The organism is Curtobacterium flaccumfaciens, assembly GCF_018598405.1.
GTDB classification, from domain to species: domain Bacteria; phylum Actinomycetota; class Actinomycetes; order Actinomycetales; family Microbacteriaceae; genus Curtobacterium; species Curtobacterium aurantiacum.
Genome location: NZ_JAHEWS010000011.1, coordinates 17626 through 38186, shown reverse-complemented (window position 1 = coordinate 38186; position 20561 = coordinate 17626). Strand labels below are relative to the sequence as shown.

19 protein-coding genes are annotated in these 20561 nt (G+C 71.0%); 4 read left to right on the top strand and 15 right to left on the bottom strand.

Features of this window, described 5'->3' with window-relative positions; all coding sequences use genetic code 11:
- Nucleotides 1-52: 52 nt before the first annotated feature.
- The gene (locus tag KK097_RS08865; RefSeq protein ID WP_110859106.1) at nucleotides 53-1078 is read right to left on the bottom strand and encodes a TerC family protein; all 1026 of its coding nucleotides are present in this window, start codon (nucleotides 1076-1078) and stop codon (nucleotides 53-55) included.
- A 243-nt stretch (nucleotides 1079-1321) separates the two neighbouring features.
- Between KK097_RS08865 and ftsY the strand changes: the two genes are divergently transcribed.
- Both ftsY and KK097_RS08855 read left to right on the top strand, forming a co-directional pair.
- Nucleotides 1322-2191 (top strand): signal recognition particle-docking protein FtsY, encoded by an 870-nt coding sequence (gene ftsY / locus KK097_RS08860; protein WP_017888268.1) that lies wholly within the window; start codon nucleotides 1322-1324, stop codon nucleotides 2189-2191.
- 106 nt (nucleotides 2192-2297) lie between these two features.
- On the top strand, nucleotides 2298-2528 hold the full coding sequence (locus tag KK097_RS08855; protein WP_214544429.1) for a hypothetical protein: 231 nt from the start codon (nucleotides 2298-2300) through the stop codon (nucleotides 2526-2528).
- A 33-nt stretch (nucleotides 2529-2561) separates the two neighbouring features.
- Here KK097_RS08855 and KK097_RS08850 read toward each other — a convergent pair whose 3' ends face one another.
- The 7 genes from KK097_RS08850 to KK097_RS08820 all read right to left on the bottom strand — a co-directional run bounded on the left by KK097_RS08850 (nucleotide 2562) and on the right by KK097_RS08820 (nucleotide 11745).
- Nucleotides 2562-6308 carry an AAA family ATPase gene (locus KK097_RS08850; protein ID WP_214544383.1) on the bottom strand — a complete coding sequence of 1249 codons (3747 nt, stop codon included), beginning with the start codon at nucleotides 6306-6308 and terminating at the stop codon, nucleotides 2562-2564.
- Between the two features lie 31 nt (nucleotides 6309-6339).
- Nucleotides 6340-7311, bottom strand: a complete 972-nt coding sequence (mutM, locus tag KK097_RS08845; protein WP_214544382.1) for a bifunctional DNA-formamidopyrimidine glycosylase/DNA-(apurinic or apyrimidinic site) lyase — start codon at nucleotides 7309-7311, stop codon at nucleotides 6340-6342.
- 4 nt (nucleotides 7312-7315) lie between these two features.
- Nucleotides 7316-8041: a ribonuclease III gene (gene rnc / locus KK097_RS08840; protein WP_214544381.1), complete on the bottom strand. Its 726-nt coding sequence runs from the start codon at nucleotides 8039-8041 to the stop codon at nucleotides 7316-7318.
- 13 nt (nucleotides 8042-8054) lie between these two features.
- Complete coding sequence (rpmF, locus tag KK097_RS08835) at nucleotides 8055-8258, bottom strand: 50S ribosomal protein L32 (protein ID WP_017888273.1); 204 nt, start codon at nucleotides 8256-8258, stop codon at nucleotides 8055-8057.
- A gap of 55 nt (nucleotides 8259-8313) precedes the next feature.
- A complete protein-coding gene (locus tag KK097_RS08830) occupies nucleotides 8314-8898 on the bottom strand; it encodes a YceD family protein (RefSeq protein ID WP_214544418.1) in 585 nt (194 codons plus the stop codon).
- 94 nt (nucleotides 8899-8992) lie between these two features.
- Nucleotides 8993-9478 carry a pantetheine-phosphate adenylyltransferase gene (coaD, locus tag KK097_RS08825; RefSeq protein WP_214528637.1) on the bottom strand — a complete coding sequence of 162 codons (486 nt, stop codon included), beginning with the start codon at nucleotides 9476-9478 and terminating at the stop codon, nucleotides 8993-8995.
- Between the two features lie 38 nt (nucleotides 9479-9516).
- On the bottom strand, nucleotides 9517-11745 hold the full coding sequence (locus KK097_RS08820) for an ATP-dependent DNA helicase RecG (RefSeq protein WP_307858381.1): 2229 nt from the start codon (nucleotides 11743-11745) through the stop codon (nucleotides 9517-9519).
- A gap of 97 nt (nucleotides 11746-11842) precedes the next feature.
- Here KK097_RS08820 and KK097_RS08815 point away from each other — a divergent pair, with 97 nt between their 5' ends.
- Nucleotides 11843-12403: an RsmD family RNA methyltransferase gene (locus KK097_RS08815; protein ID WP_214528639.1), complete on the top strand. Its 561-nt coding sequence runs from the start codon at nucleotides 11843-11845 to the stop codon at nucleotides 12401-12403.
- 18 nt (nucleotides 12404-12421) lie between these two features.
- Here the strand turns inward: KK097_RS08815 and thiL are convergent, their stop codons facing one another.
- A complete protein-coding gene (gene thiL, locus KK097_RS08810; protein ID WP_214544379.1) occupies nucleotides 12422-13417 on the bottom strand; it encodes a thiamine-phosphate kinase in 996 nt (331 codons plus the stop codon).
- Between the two features lie 24 nt (nucleotides 13418-13441).
- Between thiL and KK097_RS08805 the strand changes: the two genes are divergently transcribed.
- On the top strand, nucleotides 13442-13927 hold the full coding sequence (locus KK097_RS08805; RefSeq protein WP_214544378.1) for a DUF3515 family protein: 486 nt from the start codon (nucleotides 13442-13444) through the stop codon (nucleotides 13925-13927).
- Nucleotides 13928-14060: 133 nt separating this feature from the next.
- Here KK097_RS08805 and KK097_RS08800 read toward each other — a convergent pair whose 3' ends face one another.
- The 6 genes from KK097_RS08800 to leuC form a co-directional block, all read right to left on the bottom strand.
- Nucleotides 14061-15143, bottom strand: coding sequence for a D-alanine--D-alanine ligase family protein (locus KK097_RS08800; protein WP_214528642.1), 1083 nt, complete (start codon nucleotides 15141-15143; stop codon nucleotides 14061-14063).
- A gap of 59 nt (nucleotides 15144-15202) precedes the next feature.
- Nucleotides 15203-16216: an NAD(P)H-dependent glycerol-3-phosphate dehydrogenase gene (locus KK097_RS08795; protein WP_214528663.1), complete on the bottom strand. Its 1014-nt coding sequence runs from the start codon at nucleotides 16214-16216 to the stop codon at nucleotides 15203-15205.
- Between the two features lie 79 nt (nucleotides 16217-16295).
- A complete protein-coding gene (locus tag KK097_RS08790) occupies nucleotides 16296-17120 on the bottom strand; it encodes a lysophospholipid acyltransferase family protein (protein ID WP_214544377.1) in 825 nt (274 codons plus the stop codon).
- Nucleotides 17121-17125: 5 nt separating this feature from the next.
- Nucleotides 17126-18493 (bottom strand): UDP-N-acetylglucosamine 1-carboxyvinyltransferase, encoded by a 1368-nt coding sequence (gene murA / locus KK097_RS08785; protein ID WP_214528644.1) that lies wholly within the window; start codon nucleotides 18491-18493, stop codon nucleotides 17126-17128.
- Nucleotides 18493-19089: a 3-isopropylmalate dehydratase small subunit gene (gene leuD / locus KK097_RS08780; RefSeq protein ID WP_214544376.1), complete on the bottom strand. Its 597-nt coding sequence runs from the start codon at nucleotides 19087-19089 to the stop codon at nucleotides 18493-18495. The genes murA and leuD overlap by 1 nt, the downstream gene beginning before the upstream one ends.
- A complete protein-coding gene (gene leuC, locus KK097_RS08775) occupies nucleotides 19089-20546 on the bottom strand; it encodes a 3-isopropylmalate dehydratase large subunit (RefSeq protein ID WP_214544375.1) in 1458 nt (485 codons plus the stop codon). The genes leuD and leuC overlap by 1 nt, the downstream gene beginning before the upstream one ends.
- Nucleotides 20547-20561: the final 15 nt, after the last annotated feature.

Below are 20561 nucleotides of genomic sequence, written 5' to 3'. Positions count from 1 at the left end.
GGAGGCGCGGTGCCAGCTGGCACCGCGCCTCCTGTCCGTCAGGTGGTGACGGCTACTTCGCGTCGGCCTCGACCGACTCCTTCGGCTGGCCCGTCGGGGTCAGCCCGCGCTCCTGGCGGCGCTTCGAGACCACCAGGGACGCGGTCGTGGCGACCGCGATCGTCAGCGCGATGAAGCCCAGCGAGAACCAGATCGGGATCTCCGGCGCCCACTCGATGTGCTCGCCACCGTTGATGAAGGGCAGCTCGTTGACGTGCATGGCGTGGAAGACGAGCTTCACACCGATGAACGCCAGGATGACGGCCAGGCCCTGGCCGAGGTAGATGAGCCGCTCGAGCAGCCCGGCGATCAGGAAGTAGAGCTGTCGGAGACCGAGCAGCGAGAACGCGTTCGCGGTGAACACGATGAAGGCGTCCTGCGTGAGCCCGAAGATCGCGGGGATCGAGTCGAGCGCGAAGAGCACGTCGGTCAGACCGATCGCGACCATGACGAGCAGCATCGGGGTGAACAGGCGCTTGCCGTCGACGCGGGTGGTCAGGCGGTCACCGTCGTAGTGGTCCGACGTCGGGATGATGCGCTTGAGGATCCGGATGAGCCGGGATTCGCCCTCGCTGCCGTGGTCGTTGCCGCTGCGGGCCTGCGACCAGGCGAGCCAGAACAGCAGCGCACCGAACAGGTAGAAGACCCACGAGAAGTTCTCGATGATCGTGACGCCGAGGGCGATGAACACGCCGCGGGCGACGAGCGCGATCGCGACGCCGACCAGCAGGACCTTCTGCTGGAACTCCTTCGGCACGGCGAAGCTCGACATGATGATGAGGAAGACGAACAGGTTGTCGACCGACAACGCCTTCTCGGTGAGCCACCCGGCGAAGTACTCACCGCCGGCCTGTCCGCCGCCGAAGACCAGGATCCCGATGCCGAACAGGATGGCCAGGCCGATGTAGAAGGCCGACCAGAACGCGGATTCGCGGATGTGCGGCACGTGCGGTGTACGCACGTGCGAGTAGAAGTCGAACACCAGCAGCGCGAGGATGCCGGCGATGGTGATGAGCCAGACGAAGAGTGGGACGTCCACGGTTTCCTTCAGGTAGGGCGCTGCACGGGCTGTTCACGAACTTGTCGGACACGAACACGTGGGTACGCCGAGGCCTGAAGGTCTCTTCCGTCACGCTGCACCGGAACCGGTGCCGCACGACCGGCGCCCCGGGGCCGGATCGTTCCGGACCGTACTGACGGGGACACCGAGAGGGAATACTCCCCTTCGTGTGACCGAGCATACCGGGCACAGCGGACATGCGCCGCGCTCTAAGCTGGGAGCATGGCGAGTTCCTGGTCACTGTCCACACGGCTGCGCGGCCTCTTCCAGCGCAAGACGATCGACGAGACCACGTGGGAGGACCTCGAGACCGCCCTCATCGGTGCGGACTTCGGTCCGGACATCTCCGAGGAGATCATCGAGGACCTGCACGCCCGGGTCGACCGCTACGGCACGACGGACCCCGCCGACCTGCAGCGCATGCTCCGCGAGGTCCTCGAGGAACGGCTCTCCAAGCTCGACACCACCCTGAAGCTCAGCGCGCGTCCCGCCGTGGTGCTCGTCGTCGGGGTGAACGGCGTCGGCAAGACCACGACGATCGGCAAGTTCGCCAAGTTCCTGAAGACCTACGACCGCACGGTCCTGGTCGGCGCGGCGGACACCTTCCGCGCCGCTGCCGTCGAGCAGGTCGCCACCTGGGCCCAGCGCGCCGGCGTCGACGTCGTCCGTCCGTCGCAGCCCGGGCAGGATCCGGCATCGGTCGCGTACCAGACCGTCGAGAAGGCGATCCGCGACCAGACCGAGATCGTCGTGATCGACACCGCCGGGCGCCTGCACACCAAGGCCGGCCTGATGGACGAGCTCACCAAGATCAAGCGCGTGGTCGAGAAGCAGACCGAGATCAGCGAGGTCCTGCTCGTCCTCGACGCGACGACCGGGCAGAACGGACTCGCACAGGCCCAGGCCTTCATCGAGGGCGCCGGTGTCACCGGTCTCGTCATCACGAAGCTCGACGGCTCGGCCAAGGCCGGCTTCGTGCTGAGCGTGCAGGAGAAGACCGGCATTCCGATCAAGCTCATCGGTCAGGGCGAGGGCATCAACGACCTGACCGGCTTCACGCCGCACGTGTTCGTGCAGAACCTGGTCGGCTGAGCGGACGCGGCCCCGTCGGCTGAGCGAACGCGTTCCTGCCCCGAGGAGTAGCGTCCCTGACGGCCCGGGCGTCTGCTCGGTCTCGTTCCAGGGATAGGAGACCCTCATGCCCGCACTGCTGATCATCGCGATCATCGTCGGCCTCGTCCTGCTCTTCAGCGGCATCTTCGTCGGTGCGCTGAAGTTCCTGCTCTGTCAGGTGCGTCCGGACAGGACGCACCTGACAGAGCGGGAGGCGCGGTGCCAGCTGGCACCGCGCCTCCCGTCATTTCGTCCGGTCGCGACCGCAGCCTCCGTTTCGCGCCCAGCGACACGTCACGTCGCCGCAGCCGCGTGAGGTGTCGCTCAGTGCGTGAGAGCGCTGCGTCGACTACGCGACCGCGTCCGCCGGCTCGCGCTTCTGCACCCGCTGCCCGACGACGGCGGAGACGCCGTCCTGCCGCATCGACACCCCGTACAGGGCGTCGGCGATCTCCATCGTGCGCTTCTGGTGCGTGATGACGATGAGCTGGGAGGATTCGCGGAGCCGCTCGAACACGGTCAGCAGGCGGCCGAGGTTGGCGTCGTCGAGTGCCGCTTCGACCTCGTCCATGATGTAGAACGGCGACGGCCGCGCGGTGAAGATCGCGACGAGGAGCGCCACCGCCGCCAGGGACCGCTCGCCGCCCGACAGCAGGGTCAGGCGGTCGATCTTCTTGCCCGCGGGCTTCACCTGCACGTCGATCCCGGTGCCGAGCAGGTCGGTCGGGTCTGTCAGGTTGATCGACCCCGAGCCGCCCGGGAACAGGATCGGGAAGATGACGTCGAACGCGTCCTTCGTGTCGTTGAACGCCGACTCGAAGATCGTCTGCATCTTCGTGTCGAGCTCGTCGATGATCGTCAGCAGGTCCGTCCGGGTCTTCTGGAGGTCCTCGAGCTGCTCGGCGAGGAACGCGTGCCGCTGCTCGAGCGCCTGGAACTCCTCGAGGGCGAGCGGGTTCACCTTGCCGAGCTGCCCGAGGTCGCGCTCCGCGGCCTTGAGCCGGCGCTCCTGCTCGGCACGGACGTAGGGCACGGTCTCGACGTCGGCGGGGTCGACCTCGTCGGTGGTGTCGAACTCGGGCAGGGCCGGGCCGCCGGGCAGGGTGGACTCGGCGTCGACGAGGGTGAGCGAGTCGTCGTCGGTGTCGGTGTGTGCGTCTGCGTCTGGTGCTGCGGCTGCGTCGTCCGGTTCGGTCACGCCCGCCGCTGTGGCTGCTGCGGCCGCCGCCGCCCGCTCCGCATCGCGGTGCTTCCGCGCGAGCACCCGCGGGTCCACGAGCACGTCGACCGGCACCGGCACGTCCGGCCCGTACTCGGCCACCAGCACCGCCTCGGTCAGCCCGAGTTCGCTCTGCGCCCGGTCGAGCACACCGGACACGTGCAGCTTCTTCTCGTAGATCTCCATCTCGAGCGAGTGCACGCCGTCGGTGATGGTCTGCAGGCGGTCCCGCAACTCGCGCTCCTCGTTGCGGATCGTCTGCAGCTCGGTGTTGCGCTTCGACCGCTCGGCTTCTTCCGTCGCCAGCTGGACCCGGGCCTCGGCGAGCGAACGGTCGACCGCGCCGAGCACACCGGGCAGGTCGGCGAGCACGGCCTCGGCGGTGCGGATCTGACCGCGGCGGATGACCGCGAGCCGTGCGGCTTCCTCGGCGGCGGCGCGCTCGGCCTCGAGCTGGCGTTCGAGCTGGTCGGCGCGGTGCCGTTCGGCGCGCACCCGCTCGCGCACGGTCTCGACCTGGATCCGCTGTTCGACCTCGGCGGCGCGTGCAGCCTCGAGCGCGTCCTGCAGCGCGGGACGCTCGGAGGCGTCGACCACCGGGCGCTCCTGCTCGGTGAACGTGCGGTGGGCCGCCTCGGCGTCGGCGAGCACGGCCTCGGCTGCCTCGACGGCGCCGTCGGTCTCGGCCAGCGCGGCACGCAGCCGCTCGACCTCGGCCACGGCGTTCTCCGCCTTCGCCCGCGTCGACGCGCTCGTGCGGTCGTACTCGGCCTTCGCCCGGGTGTACGCGCGGGAGGCCGCATCGGCCTCGTCCGCACGGCGTCGCGCATCCTCGACGGCGCTGCGCGCGGCCTGGAGGCCCGTGGCCGCGTCCTCCGCGTCCGTCGCGATCGCGTCGCGTCGCGTCACGGCGTCGTCGCGCTCGGCGACGAGCTCGATGCGCGAGGTCACGCGCTCCCCGCCGCCGGTCACGCGGACCGCACGCACGAGGTCACCGGACCGCGTGACCACCGTGGCGTGCGGGGCGGCCGTGAGCACCGCCTCCAGGTCGAGGTCGTCGGTCTCCGCGACCAGCGTGTCGCGCAGGATCGACGCGAGCGCCGGCGGTCCCTGCACCAGGTCGGTGGCACGGCGGACGGCGGCAGGCAACGTGTCGGGCAGGGCCGCGGGGACGGGCGCGGCGTCCGCGACGACGACGTCGATCCGGCCGAGGTCGGCAGTGCGGGCGTGGTCGACGGCGTCGAGCGCCGTCCCGCGGTCGTCGGCGAGGACGGCGTCGGCGAGGCCCTCGAGCGCCGTGGCGATGGCGGCTTCGAACCCGGGCGTCACCGTCAGGCTGTCGGCCAGGCGCCCGACGATGCCCGCCCGGCCGGCGTCGATCAGGGCCTGCGATCCGTCACGGACCTCGATCGACATGCCGAGCGCCGTGACCCGGGCGTCGAGGGCGTCCCGCTCGCGCTCGAGGGCGTGGAGGCGGTCGCGCTGCTCGTCGCGGGTGGTCTGGACACGTTCGAGCTCGGCACGCGCCTGCTCGAGGGTCTCCGCGAGTACGGTCTCGTCGACCCCCTCGGACGGGTCGACGCCGAGTTCGGCGAGGGCCGCCGCCGCGCGTTCGGCACGCTCCCCCGCCTCGGCCAGTGCCCGTTCCCGCCGCTCGCGGTCGGCCACGGCGGAACCGCGCTTCGACCGGGCGACGTCGACGGCGCTGGCGAGCCGCTGTGCCTCGAGGTCGTGCTGCGAGACCCGGGCAGCCTGGGCGGCGATGCGTTCGTCCAGGGCGTCCAGCGCGGCCCGGGCATCCTGCACGGCACGGGCGGTGGTCACCGAGCTGCCCTGCATCGCGTCGGCACGGGTGGCGAGGCGGTCGGCCTCGGCCCGGACCCCGGCGACGCGCTCGGGCGTGACCGTCGGGCCCTGCTGCGGGGCGTCGGCCTGCTGCGCGAGGAACATCAGGCGCTGGTTCGCCAGGCTCGACAGGCCGCGGAGGCGCTCCTGCACGCTCTCGAGCCGGTGCACGACTGTGCGGGCGCGGTCGACGTCGTCACCGACCATGCTCTGCTCGACGTGCTGCTGGCGCACCCGCGTCTGGTCGAGCCGCTCGGTCAGGACGATGCGCTCGGACTTCCGGCCCGCCTCGACCTCCTGGTGGTCGTGCAGCTCGCGGCGCAGGCGCACCACGTCGTCGGCGAGGAGGCGGGCCTTGGCGTCACGGAAGACGGCGGCGACCGACTGGGCCTTGCGGGCGACCTCGGCCTGGCGTCCGAGGGGCTTCAGCTGCCGCCGGATCTCGCCGGCCAGGTCGGACAGGCGGGTCAGGTTGGTCTGCATCGCGTCGAGCTTGCGGAGGGTCTTCTCCTTGCGACGGCGGTGCTTCAGGATCCCCGCGGCCTCCTCGATGAAGCCACGGCGGTCCTCCGGGGTGGCGTGCAGCACCTTGTCGAGCTGCCCCTGCCCGACGATCACGTGCATCTCACGACCGAGGCCGGTGTCGCTCAGCAGCTCCTGCACGTCGAGCAGCCGGCAGTTCTCGCCGTTGATCGCGTACTCGCTGCCGCCGTTGCGGAACAGCGTGCGCGCGATCGTCACCTCGGAGTACTCGATCGGCAGGAGGCCGTCGCTGTTGTCGATGGTCAGCAGCACCTGGGCGCGGCCGAGCGGGCCGCGGGTCGAGGTGCCGGCGAAGATGACGTCCTCCATCTTGCCGCCGCGGAGGGTCTTCGCCCCCTGCTCCCCCATCACCCAGGCGAGCGCGTCGACGACGTTGGACTTGCCGGAGCCGTTCGGGCCGACGATGCACGTGACTCCCGGCTCGAACGCGAACGTCGTCGGCTGCGCGAAGGACTTGAACCCCTTGATGGTCAGGCTCTTCAAGTACATGCGGTCTCCGGATGCTCTGGTTGGCGTCAGGCTAACGCGTACGGGCGCGGGGACGGGGTTGGCACACGGGGCAGATGTGGCTCGACCGGTTCATGAACGCTTCGCGCACGATCGTCGTGCCGCAGCGTGGACACGGCTTCCCCTGCTGCCCGTAGACGTTCAGGCGCTGCGAGAAGTACCCGGACTGCCCGTTGACGTTGACGTACTGGGCGTCGAAGCTCGTGCCGCCGTCCTCGAGCGCGCGCCGCAGGATGGCACGGACCTCGTCGAGCAGTCGTCGCAGGTCGGCACGGGTGAGGCGTTCGGCGGCGCGGTCGTAGTGCAGCTTCGCGGCCCACAGCGACTCGTCGGCGTAGATGTTGCCGATGCCGCTCACGACGCCCTGGTCGAGCAGCACCCGCTTGATGCCGCTCGAGCGCTTCCGGGCCATCGCGGCGAACCGGTCGTCGTCGAACGCGGGGTCGAGCGGGTCGCGGGCGATGTGCGACACCTGCCCCGGCACCCACCGGCGCCACACGGCATCGGGGTCGATCGCGTCGACCTGCCCGCCGAACCCGGCGGGAGCACCGTCGATCGTGGGGACCATCGCGTCGATCGCCATCGAGCCGAACGTGCGCTGGTCGACGAACTCGAGTTCCACCGCGGGCTCCGCCGCACCCGAGCGGTCGGTGCCCGCGGGCTGCACGTCGATGAGGATCCGCCGGTGCTTCGCGGCCGGTCGACCACGACCGAGCAGGATCTGCCCGCTCATGCCGAGGTGGGCGACGAGCGCCTCGGGCCGATCGCCCTCGTGCTCGGGCTGCAGCGGCATCCAGAGGAACTTGCCCCGCCGGACGGCCGCGGCGATGGTGCGACCGGTCAGACGGTCGGCGAAGTCCTCGGCGGGGCCGTCGTGCCGGGTGAGGGCGCGGTCGTCGATGACGTCGACGTGGAGGATCCGCGCGCCGCTGACGGCGGGTTCGAGACCGGCGCGGACGACCTCGACCTCGGGGAGTTCGGGCACGCGGTCAGGCCGCTCGACCGGACAGCCGGGTCCAGGCGTCGAGCGCGGCGGCCATCTCGGCGGCCTTCTTGCTCGAGCCGGTGCCCGAGGCGATGTCCTCGCCCTGCAGCACGACGGTCGCCATGAAGGTCTTGTCGTGGTCCGGGCCGGTCTCGGTGACGCGGTACGCCGGGTTGCCGAGCGAACGGCTGGAGGCGAGCTCCTGCAGGCTCGTCTTCGGGTCCATCGCGGCGCCGAAGCGGTCCGGGTCGATCATCAGCGGCTCGACCAGGCGGAGCACGAGCTCCGTCGCCGGATCGGGGCCCGCCGACAGGTAGGTGGCGCCGATGACGGCTTCCACGGTGTCGGCGAGGATCGACGACTTGTCGCGCCCACCAGTCTGCTCCTCGCCCTTGCCGAGGCGCAGGTAGTTGCCGAGCCCGATCATCCGGGCGATCTCGGCCAGTGCCACCGTCGACACGAGGCTGGCCCGACGCTTGGCGAGGTCGCCCTCGTCGAGGTCGGGGAACGACGTGTAGAGCTTCACGGTCACGGCCTGACCGAGGATCGAGTCCCCGAGGAACTCGAGGCGCTCGTTGTGCTTGATGCCTCCGTGCTCGTAGGCGTAGGAGCGGTGCGTCAGGGCGAGCTGGAGCAGCTCGAGGTCGATGTCGGCCCCGAGGATGCCCTGCAGACGAACGACGTCCGGCCCCGCGGGGCGAGACCCCGCAGCGCCGGACGTTGTCGTCATGCGTTCGGTCCGATCAGACGTCGGCGACCTTGCGGCCCTTGTACTCCATGTACAGGGGCGTGCCGGCCGAGTCCTCGACGACCTTCGCGCGGTGCGGGAGGCTGTAGGTGACCTGACCGTTCTCGATCGTCTTCACGAGCTGGATCGGCGTGGCCTTCCACTGCGAACGACGGGCGTGCGTGTTCGCACGGGACTGCTTGCGCTTGGGAACGGCCATGGTGAATCTCTTTCGGTTGGTCGGTGGTCGGTACGGGGGCTGGCGGTGTGGGGACCTACTCGGTCTCGGCCCGCTCCTCGCCCTCGGTGGTCTTCGGTGCGGTGGTGTCACCGTCGGTGGATCCTGCAGCGCTGCCGTCGAGCTCGATCGCGCTGAGGGCTGCCCAGCGGGGATCCAGCACCTGACGAGCGGGCTGCTCGCCGAGGTCAGCCAGACGCTCACCCGTCACCGGGTCGAGTCCTGGGCAGTCCGGTCGGCAGACCGGCTGGAACGGCAGCGACAGCACCACCGCATCTCGAACGACCTGTTCGGTGTCCACGTGGTCATCGCGAACGAAGAAGTCGAAATCCTCCGAGGCATCATACGCGAACAGTTCGGCGAAATCGACCTCGATCGGTTCGCTGATGTCGATGAGGCAGCGCGAGCACTCCCCCGTGGCGTCGGCCGAAGCGTGTCCGGACACGAGGACGCCCTCGTGCAGGCCCTCGAGCCGGACGTCGATGCGCAGTTCCGCACCCTGGCGGACGGCGATCAGACCGGCCCCCATCGCGTCGGGCACCTCGATGTCGAGCGAGTGCTCGCGCATCTCGCCCGGCCGGTGCGCGAGGTCGCGCACGCGCAGGGCGTAGGGGCTGTTCACGGGGGAAGACACGATCGACAAGCCTAGCGCGATCGGGGCCGAGAGTCGAGGTGGCGACAGGCGTGTCCGGACGCGGTGGGCTCAGCGGGCGTGCTCAGCGGGCAGCGAGGGCGTCGGCGACGGTCGTCGGCACGTACGGCGTGACGTCACCGCCGAGGGACGACACCTGGCGGATCAGCGAGCTGGACACGTGCGCACGCGACGCGTCGGGCAGCAGGAAGACCGTCTCGACGTCGGCGAGGTGGCGGTTCATGATCGCCATCGGGGTCTCGTACGCGACGTCCTCGCCGGAGCGGACGCCCTTCACCAGGACCTTCGCGCCGACCTGGCGGCAGTAGTCGACGAGGAGCCCGGAGGTCCACTCCCCCACCGTGACCGTCTCGGGCGCGCCGACCTCGACGAGCGACTCGCGGATGAGCCGCACCCGGTCGACGGCCTCGAACATCGCGGGCTTCTTGTCGGGGTTGTGCACCACGAGGACGTGCACCTCGTCGAACAGCCCGGCCGCCCGGCCGATGACGTCGAGGTGCCCGAGGGTGACGGGGTCGAAGGAACCGGGGACCACCGCGATCTGCGCCATGCCAGCGACGATACCGCCCGGCACGCTGTGCCCCGCGGTCAGTTCTTGCCGAGGAACGCCGCGTCGGACTCGTCGAGGCGCCTGGCGAGGGCGTCGCGGAGGGCCGGCGATCCCTCGAGCTCGGGATCGGGCTCGAGCACGCGCTCCGCTTCTCCGCGCGCATCGACGATGAGGTCGGCGTGCTCGACGACCCGGAGCAGGTTGAGCGAGGACCGGCCACCTGACTGCCGTTCGCCGAGGACGTCGCCCTCTCGTCGGAGCTCGAGGTCGACCCGGGCGAGCTCGAAGCCGTCGTCCGAGGCCGCCACCGCGTCGACGCGTTCGCGCGAGGTCGTCTCGAGCTCGGCCGTCGTGACCAGCAGGCAGACACCCGCCCACTGGCCACGGCCGATGCGGCCGCGGAGCTGGTGGAGCTGCGAGACCCCGAACCGGTCGGCGTCGAGGACGGCCATCATCGCGGCGTTCGGCACGTCGACCCCGACCTCGATCACGGTCGTCGCCACGATCACGTCGAGGTCGCCCGCGGCGAAGGACGTCATCACGCGGTCCTTCTCGTCGGCGGTCATCCGCCCGTGCAGGACCGCGATCGAACGCCCCTCGAGCACGGGCATGGTCCGCATCCGCTCGGCGGTGGCGAGCACGGTCGCCGGAGCCCGCTTCGGGGTGTCGTCCTCGCCCTCGGCCGGTTCCGGCTCGCCGTCGTCCTCGGTGTGGGCGTCGTCGATCGCCGGGCAGACGACGAACGCCTGGCGGCCCTTGGCCAGTTCTTCGGCCATGCGTGACCAGATGCGGGGTTCCCAGCCGGGGTGCTCCGCCAGCGGGACGGTGAAGGACTCGACGCCGGCGCGCCCCGACGGCATGCCCGTGATGGTCGAGACGTCGAGGTCACCGAACACGGTCATCGCCACGGTGCGCGGGATCGGTGTGGCGGTGAGGACGAGCACGTGCGGCGGGGTCGCGCCCTTCGTGCGGAGGGCCTCTCGCTGCTCGACACCGAAGCGGTGCTGCTCGTCGACCACCACGAGCCCGAGCTCGGCGAAGTCCACCCGGTCCCCCAGGAGCGCGTGCGTGCCGACCACCAGCCGCGAGCTGCCCGACGCCGCGGCGAGCAGGGCACGGCGACGTTCGTCGGTGGACTGCGAGCCGGTCAGGATCACCGGGCGGAGCTCGGCCGCCAGGTCGGGTCCGAGGAACTTCACGATGGACCGCAGGTGCTGTGCCGCCAGGACCTCGGTCGGGGCGATGAGTGCGGACTGCCCGCCGGACTCGGCCACGGTGAGCATCGCGCGGATCGCCACGAGTGTCTTGCCGGACCCGACCTCGCCCTGGATCAGCCGGTGCATGGGCCAGGTGCGGGCGAGGTCCTGGTCGATGTCGGCGCCGACGGCCCGCTGGTCGTCGGTGAGTGTGAAGGGCAGGGTGGCGTCGAAGCGTTGGAGGATGCCACCGGGGGCGGCCACGCGCGGGGTGGCCTCGGTGCGACGGGCCGCGATCCGGCGCTGCACCAGGGCGGTCTGCAGCACGAACGCCTCGCGGTAGCGCAGGGCGTCCTGCGCGCGCTTGAAGTCCGCGACCTTCTCGGGGCGGTGCAGCAGTTCGAGGGCCCGGCGGAACGGCACGAGGTCGAGCCGGGACCGGGCGGAGGCCGGCACCGGGTCGGGCAGGTCCGGCAGGGTGTCGAGGATGATGCCGATGGACTTCGCGATCTGCCACGACGTGAGGGAGGCCGTCGCCGGGTAGATCGGGATCGGCTGGCGCGACCACCGGATCGCCTCGTCGGAACCGGGCTCGGCGGCGGCCCGGGGGTCGTCCGGGTCGAACAGCTCGTAGTCGGGGTGCGCGAGCTGTCGGGCACCGCGGTAGTCGCTGACCTTGCCGGAGAAGATGCCCCGGGCTCCGGGCACGAGGTCCTTCGTGCGCCACCCCTGGTTGAAGAACGTCAGGGTGAGGAGCCCCTTGCCGTCACCGATCTTCGCTTCGAGGATGGAGCCTCGGCGCGCACGCATGGTGCGTTCGCGGACGTCGACCACCTCGGCCACGATGGTCACCGGTTCGCCGATGGCCAGGGAGTCGAGGGCTGTCAGCGCACCACGCTCGGCGTACCGGCGTGGCGCGTGCTCGAGGAACTCGCCCACCGTGCGGTACCCGAAGGCCTTCTCGATGGCGGTCGCCGTCCGACCGCCGAGCACGTTCGCGAGCCGCGCGTCGAGCGGCGCCGGACCGAGGTCGGGCGCGGCCGGCGCAGCGGGGGTTCCGGAGGTGACCACGCTCCAACGGTACCCGGCAGGACCGACCCCACCCGCGCCTCCCGAGCGGCCTGTGGAGAACGCCGGACCGGACCCGCCGGGCCGATACGGTGGCTGCATGACCCGCATCATCGCCGGCGCCGCCGGCTCCCTGACGCTCCGCGTGCCGAAGTCCGGCACCCGGCCGACGAGCGACCGCGTGCGCGAGGCGCTGTTCTCGTCGCTCGAGGCACGGGGGCTCGTCGAGGACACGTCGGTGGCCGACCTGTACGCGGGGACCGGCGCCCTCGGACTCGAGGCGGCGTCACGCGGTGCGGTCGAGGTGGTCCTGGTCGACCGGGCGTCGGCCGCAGCGCAGGCGTGCCGGGCGAACGCGAAGGCCGTGCAGCAGCGGATCCCGGGTGTCCGGATCGACGTGCAGCCCCAGCCGGTGCTGGGTTACCTGCGCGGGACCGTCCGCACCTTCGACCTGGTGTTCATCGACCCGCCGTACGACGTCACCGAGCACGAGCTCGCGGAGGTGCTCGAGACCCTGGTGCCGAAGCTGACGCCGGACGCCGTCGTCGTGGTCGAGCGGAGCAAGCGCTCCCCCGAGCCCACCTGGCCGGCGGGCCTCGAGCCGTTCAGCAAGCGCAGCTACGGCGAGACGGTCGCGTGGGAGGCCGTCGCCGCCGGCTGAGGCAGCCGGTCGGCCGGTTCAGCCGGCGGCGCCGTCCCAGTCGGCGTAGGGATCCCAGCCCGTCGTCGGGACCGGGGAGCCGTCGCGCAGCAGGTCCGCGTCGCCACGCTCCCGCACGACGCCGATGCGGCGGAAGCCCCCGGGCAGGACCGCGTCCGCGGGGAACGTGGCGAGCAGGCCGTGGTCTTCGCCACCGTGCAGCGCGACCTCGTCGAGGTCGGTGGCGGCATCGAGCTCCAGGGTGACGCGGCTCGCGCGCGCCATCCGGCCGGCGTCGATGGCGAGACCGTCGGAGAGGTCGAGCATCGCGGTCGCGCCGGCTCCGGCCGCGAGCGGCCCGTCGGCGATCGGGGGCACCGGACGCCGCTGTCGCCCGACATCGAGATCCGTGTCGGCCCCGCTCGCCACGGTCGCAGCAAAGTCCGGCTCACCCCCGTCGTCGACGCCGTCACGGAACAACCGCGCGAGTCCGCGGGCGGCACGTCCGAGCTCGCCGGACACCGCGAGCACGTCACCGACGCTCGCGCCCGACCGGAGCACGGGCGCGCGGCCCAGCAGGTCACCGAAGGCGGTGACGGCCACCGTGAACGTCGCCGAGGTGGAGAGGTCTCCCCCGACGACCCCGCACCCGGGAGCGAGTGCGTCGACCGCGAGCCGGAACCCGTCGGCGATGCCCTCGAGGACGGCCACGGGGGTGTCCTGCGGCGCCGCGAGGGCGATCACGAGCCCGCTCGGAGCAGCACCCATCGCCGCGACGTCGGAGAGGTTCGTGGCGGCGGCCTTCCAGCCGATGTCCGTCGGCGAGGACCACGCCCACCGGAAGTCCGGGCCGTGCACCATCATGTCCGTCGTCACGACGAACCGGCCGTCCGGGGCAGCCACGACGGCGCAGTCGTCCCCGGGGCCGAGGATCGGCGTCCCCGCGGGCAGGCGGCTCGTGATGCGGTCGAGCACGGCGAGTTCGCCGAGCTCCCCCACGGTCGGTCCGGCCCAGGCGTCGTACGTCGCGTCCACACGAGAACGGTAGCCTGGACGGCGATGGACACCGCGCGCCGCACCCCTCGCACCCTCGCGATCGTGGGGGCCGTGATCGCCCTCGCCGCCGGGCTGACCGGGTGCACCAACGCCGTGTCGATGTCCGCCGCCCCCTCGGCCGACGCCGCGGCGTGCGCAGCCGTGCAGGTCCGGCTCCCGGCGACGGTGGACACGAAGTTCGACCTGCGGAACACGAACGCGCAGTCGACGGCGGCCTGGGGCGATCCCGAGGTGGCGGTCTACCACTGCGGCGTCGCGGTGCCGACGGTGTCCGACCTGCCCTGCTTCTCGCAGGGGGGCGTGGACTGGATCCGCGACGACCGCGGCGACCAGGTCGTCTTCACGACGTTCGGTCGCTCACCGGCCGCGCAGGTCGTCGTCGACTCGACGAAGACCACGTCGACCGTCGTCCAGGAACTCTCCGACGCCGTGTCGACGCTGCCGGAGGACGGGCACGAATGTCTCGACCCGGCCGACGTGCAGGGCTGACCCAGCGGACGGGGCAGCACCAGCTCCACCAGTGTCTCGACCCGGCCGACGTGCAGGGCTGACCCAGCGGACGGGGCAGCACCAGCTCCACCAGTGTCTCGACCGGGCCGACGTGCAGGGCTGACGGCCCTGGTCAGCGGACGGCTGCGCGACCCAGCTCGATGAGCTCCGTGATCAGCTCCCCGTAGGACACCCCCGACGCTGCCCAGCAGCGCGGGTACATCGACAGCGGCGTGAAGCCCGGCATCGTGTTGACCTCGTTCACGACGAAGCCGTCGTCGGTCAGGAAGCAGTCGACACGGGCGAGCCCGGAACCGCCGATGGCCTCGAACGCACGGGCGCCGATCGACCGGATCTCGTCGGTCTGCGCCTCGGTCAGCGGAGCCGGGCAGAGCAGCGACTCGTCGCCACCCAGGTACTTCGACGCGAAGTCGTAGAAGCCGTCCTCGGCCACGACGATCTCGCCGGGAAGGCTGGTGCGCGGCACACCGTCGCGGCCCTCGAGCACGGCGACCTCGACCTCGCGGCCGATGACCCGGGGCTCGACGATGACCTTGGAGTCGTGCTCGAACGCCAGGTCCATGGCGGCACCCAGCTGCGCGGGCTCATCGACGCGTGAGACGCCCATGCTCGACCCGGCGCGGGCCGGCTTGACGAACAGCGGCCAGCCGTGCGCGGCGATCGTCTCGGCGACGTCCACGGGGTCGGCCGCCCACTGCCGGCGGAGCACGGTGGTCCACGGTGCGACCCGCAGCCCGGCGTGCTCGAGCACGGCCTTGGCGACGTGCTTGTCCATCGCCAGCGCACTCGCGAGCACCCCGTCGCCGACGTAGGGCAGCCCGGCGATCTCGAGCAGCCCCTGGATCGTGCCGTCCTCGCCGAAGGGACCGTGCAGGATCGGGAACACCACGTCGACCGGGATCGCCGTGACCGTCCCGTCGGGGTGGGACACGACGAGTTCGTTGCTGGCGGGTGAGGTCGGGAACGCGATCCGCGTGCCGTTGTCGGGCACGGTCGGCAGGGCACCGTCGCGGATCGTCCACTGCGCCGGGTCGTCCGACTGCAGGGTGAAGGCACCGTCCTGGGTGATCCCGATCGGCACGAGGTCGTACTCGGCCCGGTCGACGACGTCCATGATGCCGCCGGCGGTCACGCAGCTGATCTCGTGCTCGCTCGAGCGACCGCCGAAGAGCACGGCGACGGTGGTCCTGGGCATGGGGGTTCCCTCGGGGATCGTGGGCACGGGAGTCCCTTCGTGACTCGGTGCGGGACCGGTCACTCGCCCTGCGGCTCGTCGGTCTCGGTGAGGTGCGGCGCGATGTTGCGCGGATCGAGCCTACCGGCGAGGACCTCGCCGACCTGGCTGACGATGGGCATGTCGACCCCGTTCGCCGCAGCCAGCTCGAGGATCGGGGCGACCGAGGCCAGCCCCTCCGCCGTCTGGTTCATCTGCCGGACGACCTCGTCGAACCGGTAGCCCTGGCCGAGCAGCCGGCCGGCGGTGTTGTTCCGTGACAGCGGTGACTGGCACGTCGCGATGAGGTCGCCGAGGCCCGCGAGCCCGGACAGCGTGGAGGACTGCGCCCCGAGCGACACCGCGAAGTCGGTCATCTCGGCGAGGCCACGCGTGATGATCGAGGCCTTGGTGTTCTCGCCGTAGCCGACCCCGTCGACGATGCCGATCGCGACGGCGATGAGGTTCTTCAGCACGCCGCCGAACTCGGTGCCGATGACGTCGGTGTTGATGAACGACCGGAAGTACGGGTTCGTCGCGACCGCGGCGACGGCGGTCGCGGTGTCGATGCTGGAGGACGACACCACGGCCGCGGTCGGCTGCCGACGGGCGATCTCGAGCGCCAGGTTCGGGCCACTGGCCACCGCGATGCGGTCCTGGTCGATGCCGAGGCCCTGCAGCAGGACCTCACTCATCCGCAGGCCCGTGCTCTTCTCGACGCCCTTCATCAGGCTGACCACCGGCACGTCGGCCGGCAGGAGTTCGCGGATCGCGGCGAGGTTCGAGCGCAGGGTCTGCGAGGGCACCGAGACGTACACCTGCGAGGCGCCGTCGAGCACGCGCTCGAGCGACGTCGACGCGGTCAGGGTGCGGGGCAGGTTGATGCCGGGTAGGTAGTCCGAGTTGCGCTTCGTCTCGGTGATCTCGCGGGCGACCTCGGGACGCCGGGCCCACACCACGGTGGAGGCACCGCCCTCGGCGAGGACCTTCGCGAACGTGGTGCCCCAGCTGCCGGCACCGATCACGGCGACCCGGGGCTTGTCGGTCGACTGCATGACCACCCGGATCGCAGCGGTGTCGAAGGCCCCGGGAGCCGCAGCAGCGGGGTCGGGTCGGTCGTCGTGGGGTCGGAGGTCACTCAAACCGGCCGGTCTCCTTCTGGTTGTTCGCCGCCGGGTCCCAGCGGGTCGCGGGTGCCCGTTCGCCACGCAGCACCTCGAGCAACGCGGTGATCTCGCGCATGACGAGCTCGGTGGCCTGACCGAGCATCTGCTGGTCGATCGGGCGGCCGCGGTAGGCCGACAGGTCGACCGGGTCGCCGATGATCACGTCGACGCGGGACGGCGGGAACAGCCGGAGCTTCTTGCCGTAGCGCGCCATGATGTTCTGCGTGCCCCAGTGGGCCATCGGGATGAGCGGCACGTCGTTCTCGAGCGCGATCCGCACCGCCCCGGTCTTGCCGCGCATCGGCCAGAGGTCGGGGTCACGGGTCAGCGTGCCCTCGGGGTAGACGATGATCGCCCCACCCTGTTCGACCAGGGACCGGCCGCCGCCGAGCGGGTCGCTCAGTCGGGTCCGACCGGAACGCTCGACGGGGATCTGCCCCATGCCGGACATGAGCTTGCCGACGACGGGCACCCGGAACAGGGACGCCTTCGCGAGGAACCGCGGCGCCCGCTTCGAGATGTACACGGCGGTGCCCACGACGAGGGGGTCGATGTTCGTGAAGTGGTTCGGCGCGAGCACGAACGCGCCCTCCGCCGGCAGGCGGTTCGGGCCGTGCCAGTGGTAGCGCGCCGAGAAGCGGAACGTCGGGATGACGATCGAGGCGACGATGCGGAAGGCGGTGTTCAGCTCGCCGCGCCGCCACCGGCGCCCGCGCACGGGGATGCCGGTCGCGACCTGCGCGTCGGAGCCGCCACGGGCCTCCAGGCCGTCGCCGTTTCCTTCAGCCGGCACTGTGCCTATCCAGCAAAATCGAAATCGGCGCCGAGCTTGCGCAGCTTCGGGATGAAGTGCTCGTAGCCGCGACTGATGATGCCGACGTTGGTGATGTGCGACTCGCCCTCGGCGGTCAGCGCCGCGATGAGGTGGCTGAAGCCACCGCGCAGGTCGGGGACGCGGACGTTGGCGGCGTGCAGCTTCGTCGGACCGGTGACGACGGCGGCCTGCTCGAACGGGCGGCGGGCGACACGGCGGTCGTGGCCGGGGAGCCCCTCCTTGTGCACGACGATGTCGGCGCCCATCTCGTTCAGGGCGTCGGTGAAGCCGAAGCGGTTCTCGTAGACGGTCTCGTGCACGATGCTCTGGCCCTCGGCCTGGGTCAGTGCGACGACGAGCGGCTGCTGCCAGTCCGTCATGAAGCCGGGGTGCACGTCGGTCTCGATGACGACGGGCTTCAGGGTGTCCAGCTCGCGGTAGAACCGGATGCCGTCCTCCTGGATGTCGAACCCGCCGCCGACCTTCCGGAAGACGTTGAGGAACGTCATGAGCTCCTGCTGGTTCGCGCCCTCGACGAAGATGTCACCGTTGGTGGCGAGCGCGGCTGAGGCCCAGCTGGCGGCCTCGTTGCGGTCGTTGATCGCTCGGTGCGTGTAGCCGCGGAGCGACTCGACGCCCTCGATGAAGATGACGCGGTTCGGCTCGACCGAGACGATGGCGCCCATCTTCTGCAGGATCGCGATGAGGTCCATGATCTCGGGCTCGATCGCGGCGTTCCGCAGCTCGGTGACGCCCTTGGCGAGGGTCGCCGAGAGCAGGACCTGCTCGGTCGCGCCGACGCTGGGGTACGGCAGCTCGATCGAGGCGCCCTTCAGACCGTCCGGAGCCGTCAGGTGGATGCCGTTGACCTGCTTGTCGACGACCGCGCCCATGGCACGCAGGGCGTCGAGATGGAAGTCGATCGGGCGGTCGCCGATGCGGCAGCCACCGAGGTCGGGGATGAACGCCTCGCCGAGCTTGTGCAGCAGCGGCCCGCAGAACAGGATCGGGATGCGGCTCGAGCCGGCGTGCGCGTCGATCTCGGCGAAGTGCGCCGACTCGACGCGCGACGGGTCGAGGATGAGCTCGCCTCGTGCAGGATCGGTGATGCGCACGCCGTGCACCTCGAGCAGCCCGCGGACCACCTTGACGTCGGAGATGTCCGGCACGTCGCGGAGGATCGACGGGGTGTCACCGAGCAGCGACGCCACCATGGCCTTGGTCGCGAGGTTCTTCGCCCCACGGACCTCGATGCGTCCCACGAGCGGCTTGCCCCCGCGGATGACGATCTCGTCCGACTTGAGGCCCACGCGCGCCCCTGCGGCCGCTGCGTCCTGTACGAGAGAGTTCACTACTTCACCGGCAATGTCTTCGGCCGCCAACTGGAGCGGCGGGATTCGAACTCCGTGATCGAGGTCTCGTCACGGAGGGTGAGCCCGATGTCGTCGAGCCCTTCCATCAACCGCCAACGAGTGTAAGCGTCGATCTCGAAGGGGACGTCCACATCCCCCAGCGACACGCGCTGCGTCACGAGGTCGACCGTCGCCTCGATGCCCGGGTTCGCCTCGATGGCGGCCCAGAGGCGCTCGACTTCCGGTTCGGTCACGATCGCGGTGACCAGGCCCTGCTTGCCGGCGTTGCCCTTGAAGATGTCCGCGAAACGGGGTGAGACGACCACCGAGAAGCCGAAGTCACGGAGCGCCCAGACGGCGTGCTCGCGCGACGACCCGGTGCCGAAGTCCGGCCCGGCGACGAGCACACGGGCACCCTGGTAGGGCTCCTGGTTCAGGACGAAGTCGGGGTCCTGGCGCCACCCGGAGAACAGGGCGTCCTCGAAGCCGGTCTTCGTGACGCGCTTCAGGTAGACCGCGGGGATGATTTGGTCGGTGTCGACGTTCGACCGCTTGAGCGGCGCGGCGATGCCGGTGACGGTGGTGATCCTGTCCATCAGAAGGTCCCCTCGGTGGCGGTGGCGGACGTCGCCGCCGCGATCTCGTCGTCGGTGGCCAGGTCCCACGGGCTGGACAGCGTGCCGCGCACCGCGGTGGCGGCGGCGACGAGCGGCGAGACCAGGTGCGTGCGACCGCCCTTGCCCTGGCGCCCCTCGAAGTTGCGGTTCGAGGTGCTGGCGCAGCGCTCCCCCGGAGCCAGCTGGTCCGGGTTCATGCCGAGGCACATCGAGCAGCCGGCGAACCGCCACTCGGCGCCGAACTCGGTGAACACCTTGTCGAGCCCCTCGGCCTCGGCCTCGAGCCGGACCCGCGCGGAGCCGGGCACGACCATCACGCGGACGCCGTCGGCCTTGGTGCGGCCCTTGATGATCGACGCGAAGGCCCGCAGGTCCTCGATGCGCGAGTTCGTGCAGGACCCCATGAACACGGCGTCGACGGCGATGTCCTTCATCGGGGTGCCCGCGGTGATGTCCATGTACTCCAGGGCTCGGCGTGCGGCGGCCTGGTCGTTGGGGTCGCTGTAGGCGGCCGGGTCCGGCACACTCTCGGACAGCGAGACGCCCTGGCCGGGGTTCGTCCCCCAGGTGACGAAGGGCTCGAGGTCGTCGGCGTCGATGAACACCTCGGCGTCGAACACGGCGTCGTCGTCGGTGGCGAGGGTCTCCCAGTACGCGACGGCGTCGTCCCAGTCCGCACCCGTGGGCGCGTGGTCGCGGCCCTGCACGTAGTCGTAGGTGGTCTGGTCGGGGGCGACCATGCCGGCGCGGGCACCGGCCTCGATCGACATGTTGCAGATCGTCATGCGCCCCTCCATCGAGAGCGCGCGGATCGCGGAGCCACGGTACTCGAGCACGTAGCCCTGCCCGCCGCCCGTGCCGATCTTCGCGATGACGGCCAGGATGATGTCCTTCGCCGTCACGCCCGGGCGCAGCGTGCCCTCGACGGTGATCGCCATCGTCTTGAACGGCTTGAGCGGCAGGGTCTGCGTGGCGAGGACGTGCTCGACCTCGGACGTGCCGATGCCGAACGCCATGGCGCCGAAGGCCCCGTGGGTGCTCGTGTGCGAGTCGCCGCAGACCACGGTGATGCCGGGCATGGTCAGGCCGAGCTGCGGGCCGACCACGTGGACGATGCCCTGCTCCTTGTCGCCGAGGGAGTGCAGCCGGACGCCGAACTCCTCGCAGTTGCGACGGAGGGTCTCGATCTGGATCCGGCTCGTCGGGTCCGCGATGGGGCGGTCGATGGCGAGCGTCGGGGTGTTGTGGTCCTCGGTCGCGATCGTCAGGTCGAGGCGGCGGACCGGACGTCCGGCCTGCCGCAGGCCGTCGAACGCCTGCGGACTCGTCACCTCGTGCACGAGGTGGAGGTCGATGTAGAGGAGGTCGGGGTTGCCGTCCTCGCCCTTGACCACGACGTGGTCGTCCCACACCTTCTCGGCGAGCGTCTTTCCCATGAGCTCAGCCCTCCT

Excerpts from the sequence above, each read along its gene's own strand:
- coaD (WP_214528637.1), bottom strand. The coding sequence starts at position 9,478 with ATGGCGCAGATCGCGGTGGTCCCCGGTTCCTTCGACCCCGTCACCCTC.
- KK097_RS08795 (WP_214528663.1), bottom strand. The coding sequence starts at position 16,216 with ATGCAGTCGACCGACAAGCCCCGGGTCGCCGTGATCGGTGCCGGCAGC.
- KK097_RS08855 (WP_214544429.1), top strand. The coding sequence starts at position 2,298 with ATGCCCGCACTGCTGATCATCGCGATCATCGTCGGCCTCGTCCTGCTC.
- KK097_RS08800 (WP_214528642.1), bottom strand. The coding sequence starts at position 15,143 with ATGCCCAGGACCACCGTCGCCGTGCTCTTCGGCGGTCGCTCGAGCGAG.
- KK097_RS08805 (WP_214544378.1), top strand. The coding sequence starts at position 13,442 with ATGGACACCGCGCGCCGCACCCCTCGCACCCTCGCGATCGTGGGGGCC.
- KK097_RS08850 (WP_214544383.1), bottom strand. The coding sequence starts at position 6,308 with ATGTACTTGAAGAGCCTGACCATCAAGGGGTTCAAGTCCTTCGCGCAG.
- KK097_RS08815 (WP_214528639.1), top strand. The coding sequence starts at position 11,843 with ATGACCCGCATCATCGCCGGCGCCGCCGGCTCCCTGACGCTCCGCGTG.
- leuC (WP_214544375.1), bottom strand. The coding sequence starts at position 20,546 with ATGGGAAAGACGCTCGCCGAGAAGGTGTGGGACGACCACGTCGTGGTC.
- rpmF (WP_017888273.1), bottom strand. The coding sequence starts at position 8,258 with ATGGCCGTTCCCAAGCGCAAGCAGTCCCGTGCGAACACGCACGCCCGT.
- rnc (WP_214544381.1), bottom strand. The coding sequence starts at position 8,041 with ATGACGACAACGTCCGGCGCTGCGGGGTCTCGCCCCGCGGGGCCGGAC.
- ftsY (WP_017888268.1), top strand. The coding sequence starts at position 1,322 with ATGGCGAGTTCCTGGTCACTGTCCACACGGCTGCGCGGCCTCTTCCAG.
- leuD (WP_214544376.1), bottom strand. The coding sequence starts at position 19,089 with ATGGACAGGATCACCACCGTCACCGGCATCGCCGCGCCGCTCAAGCGG.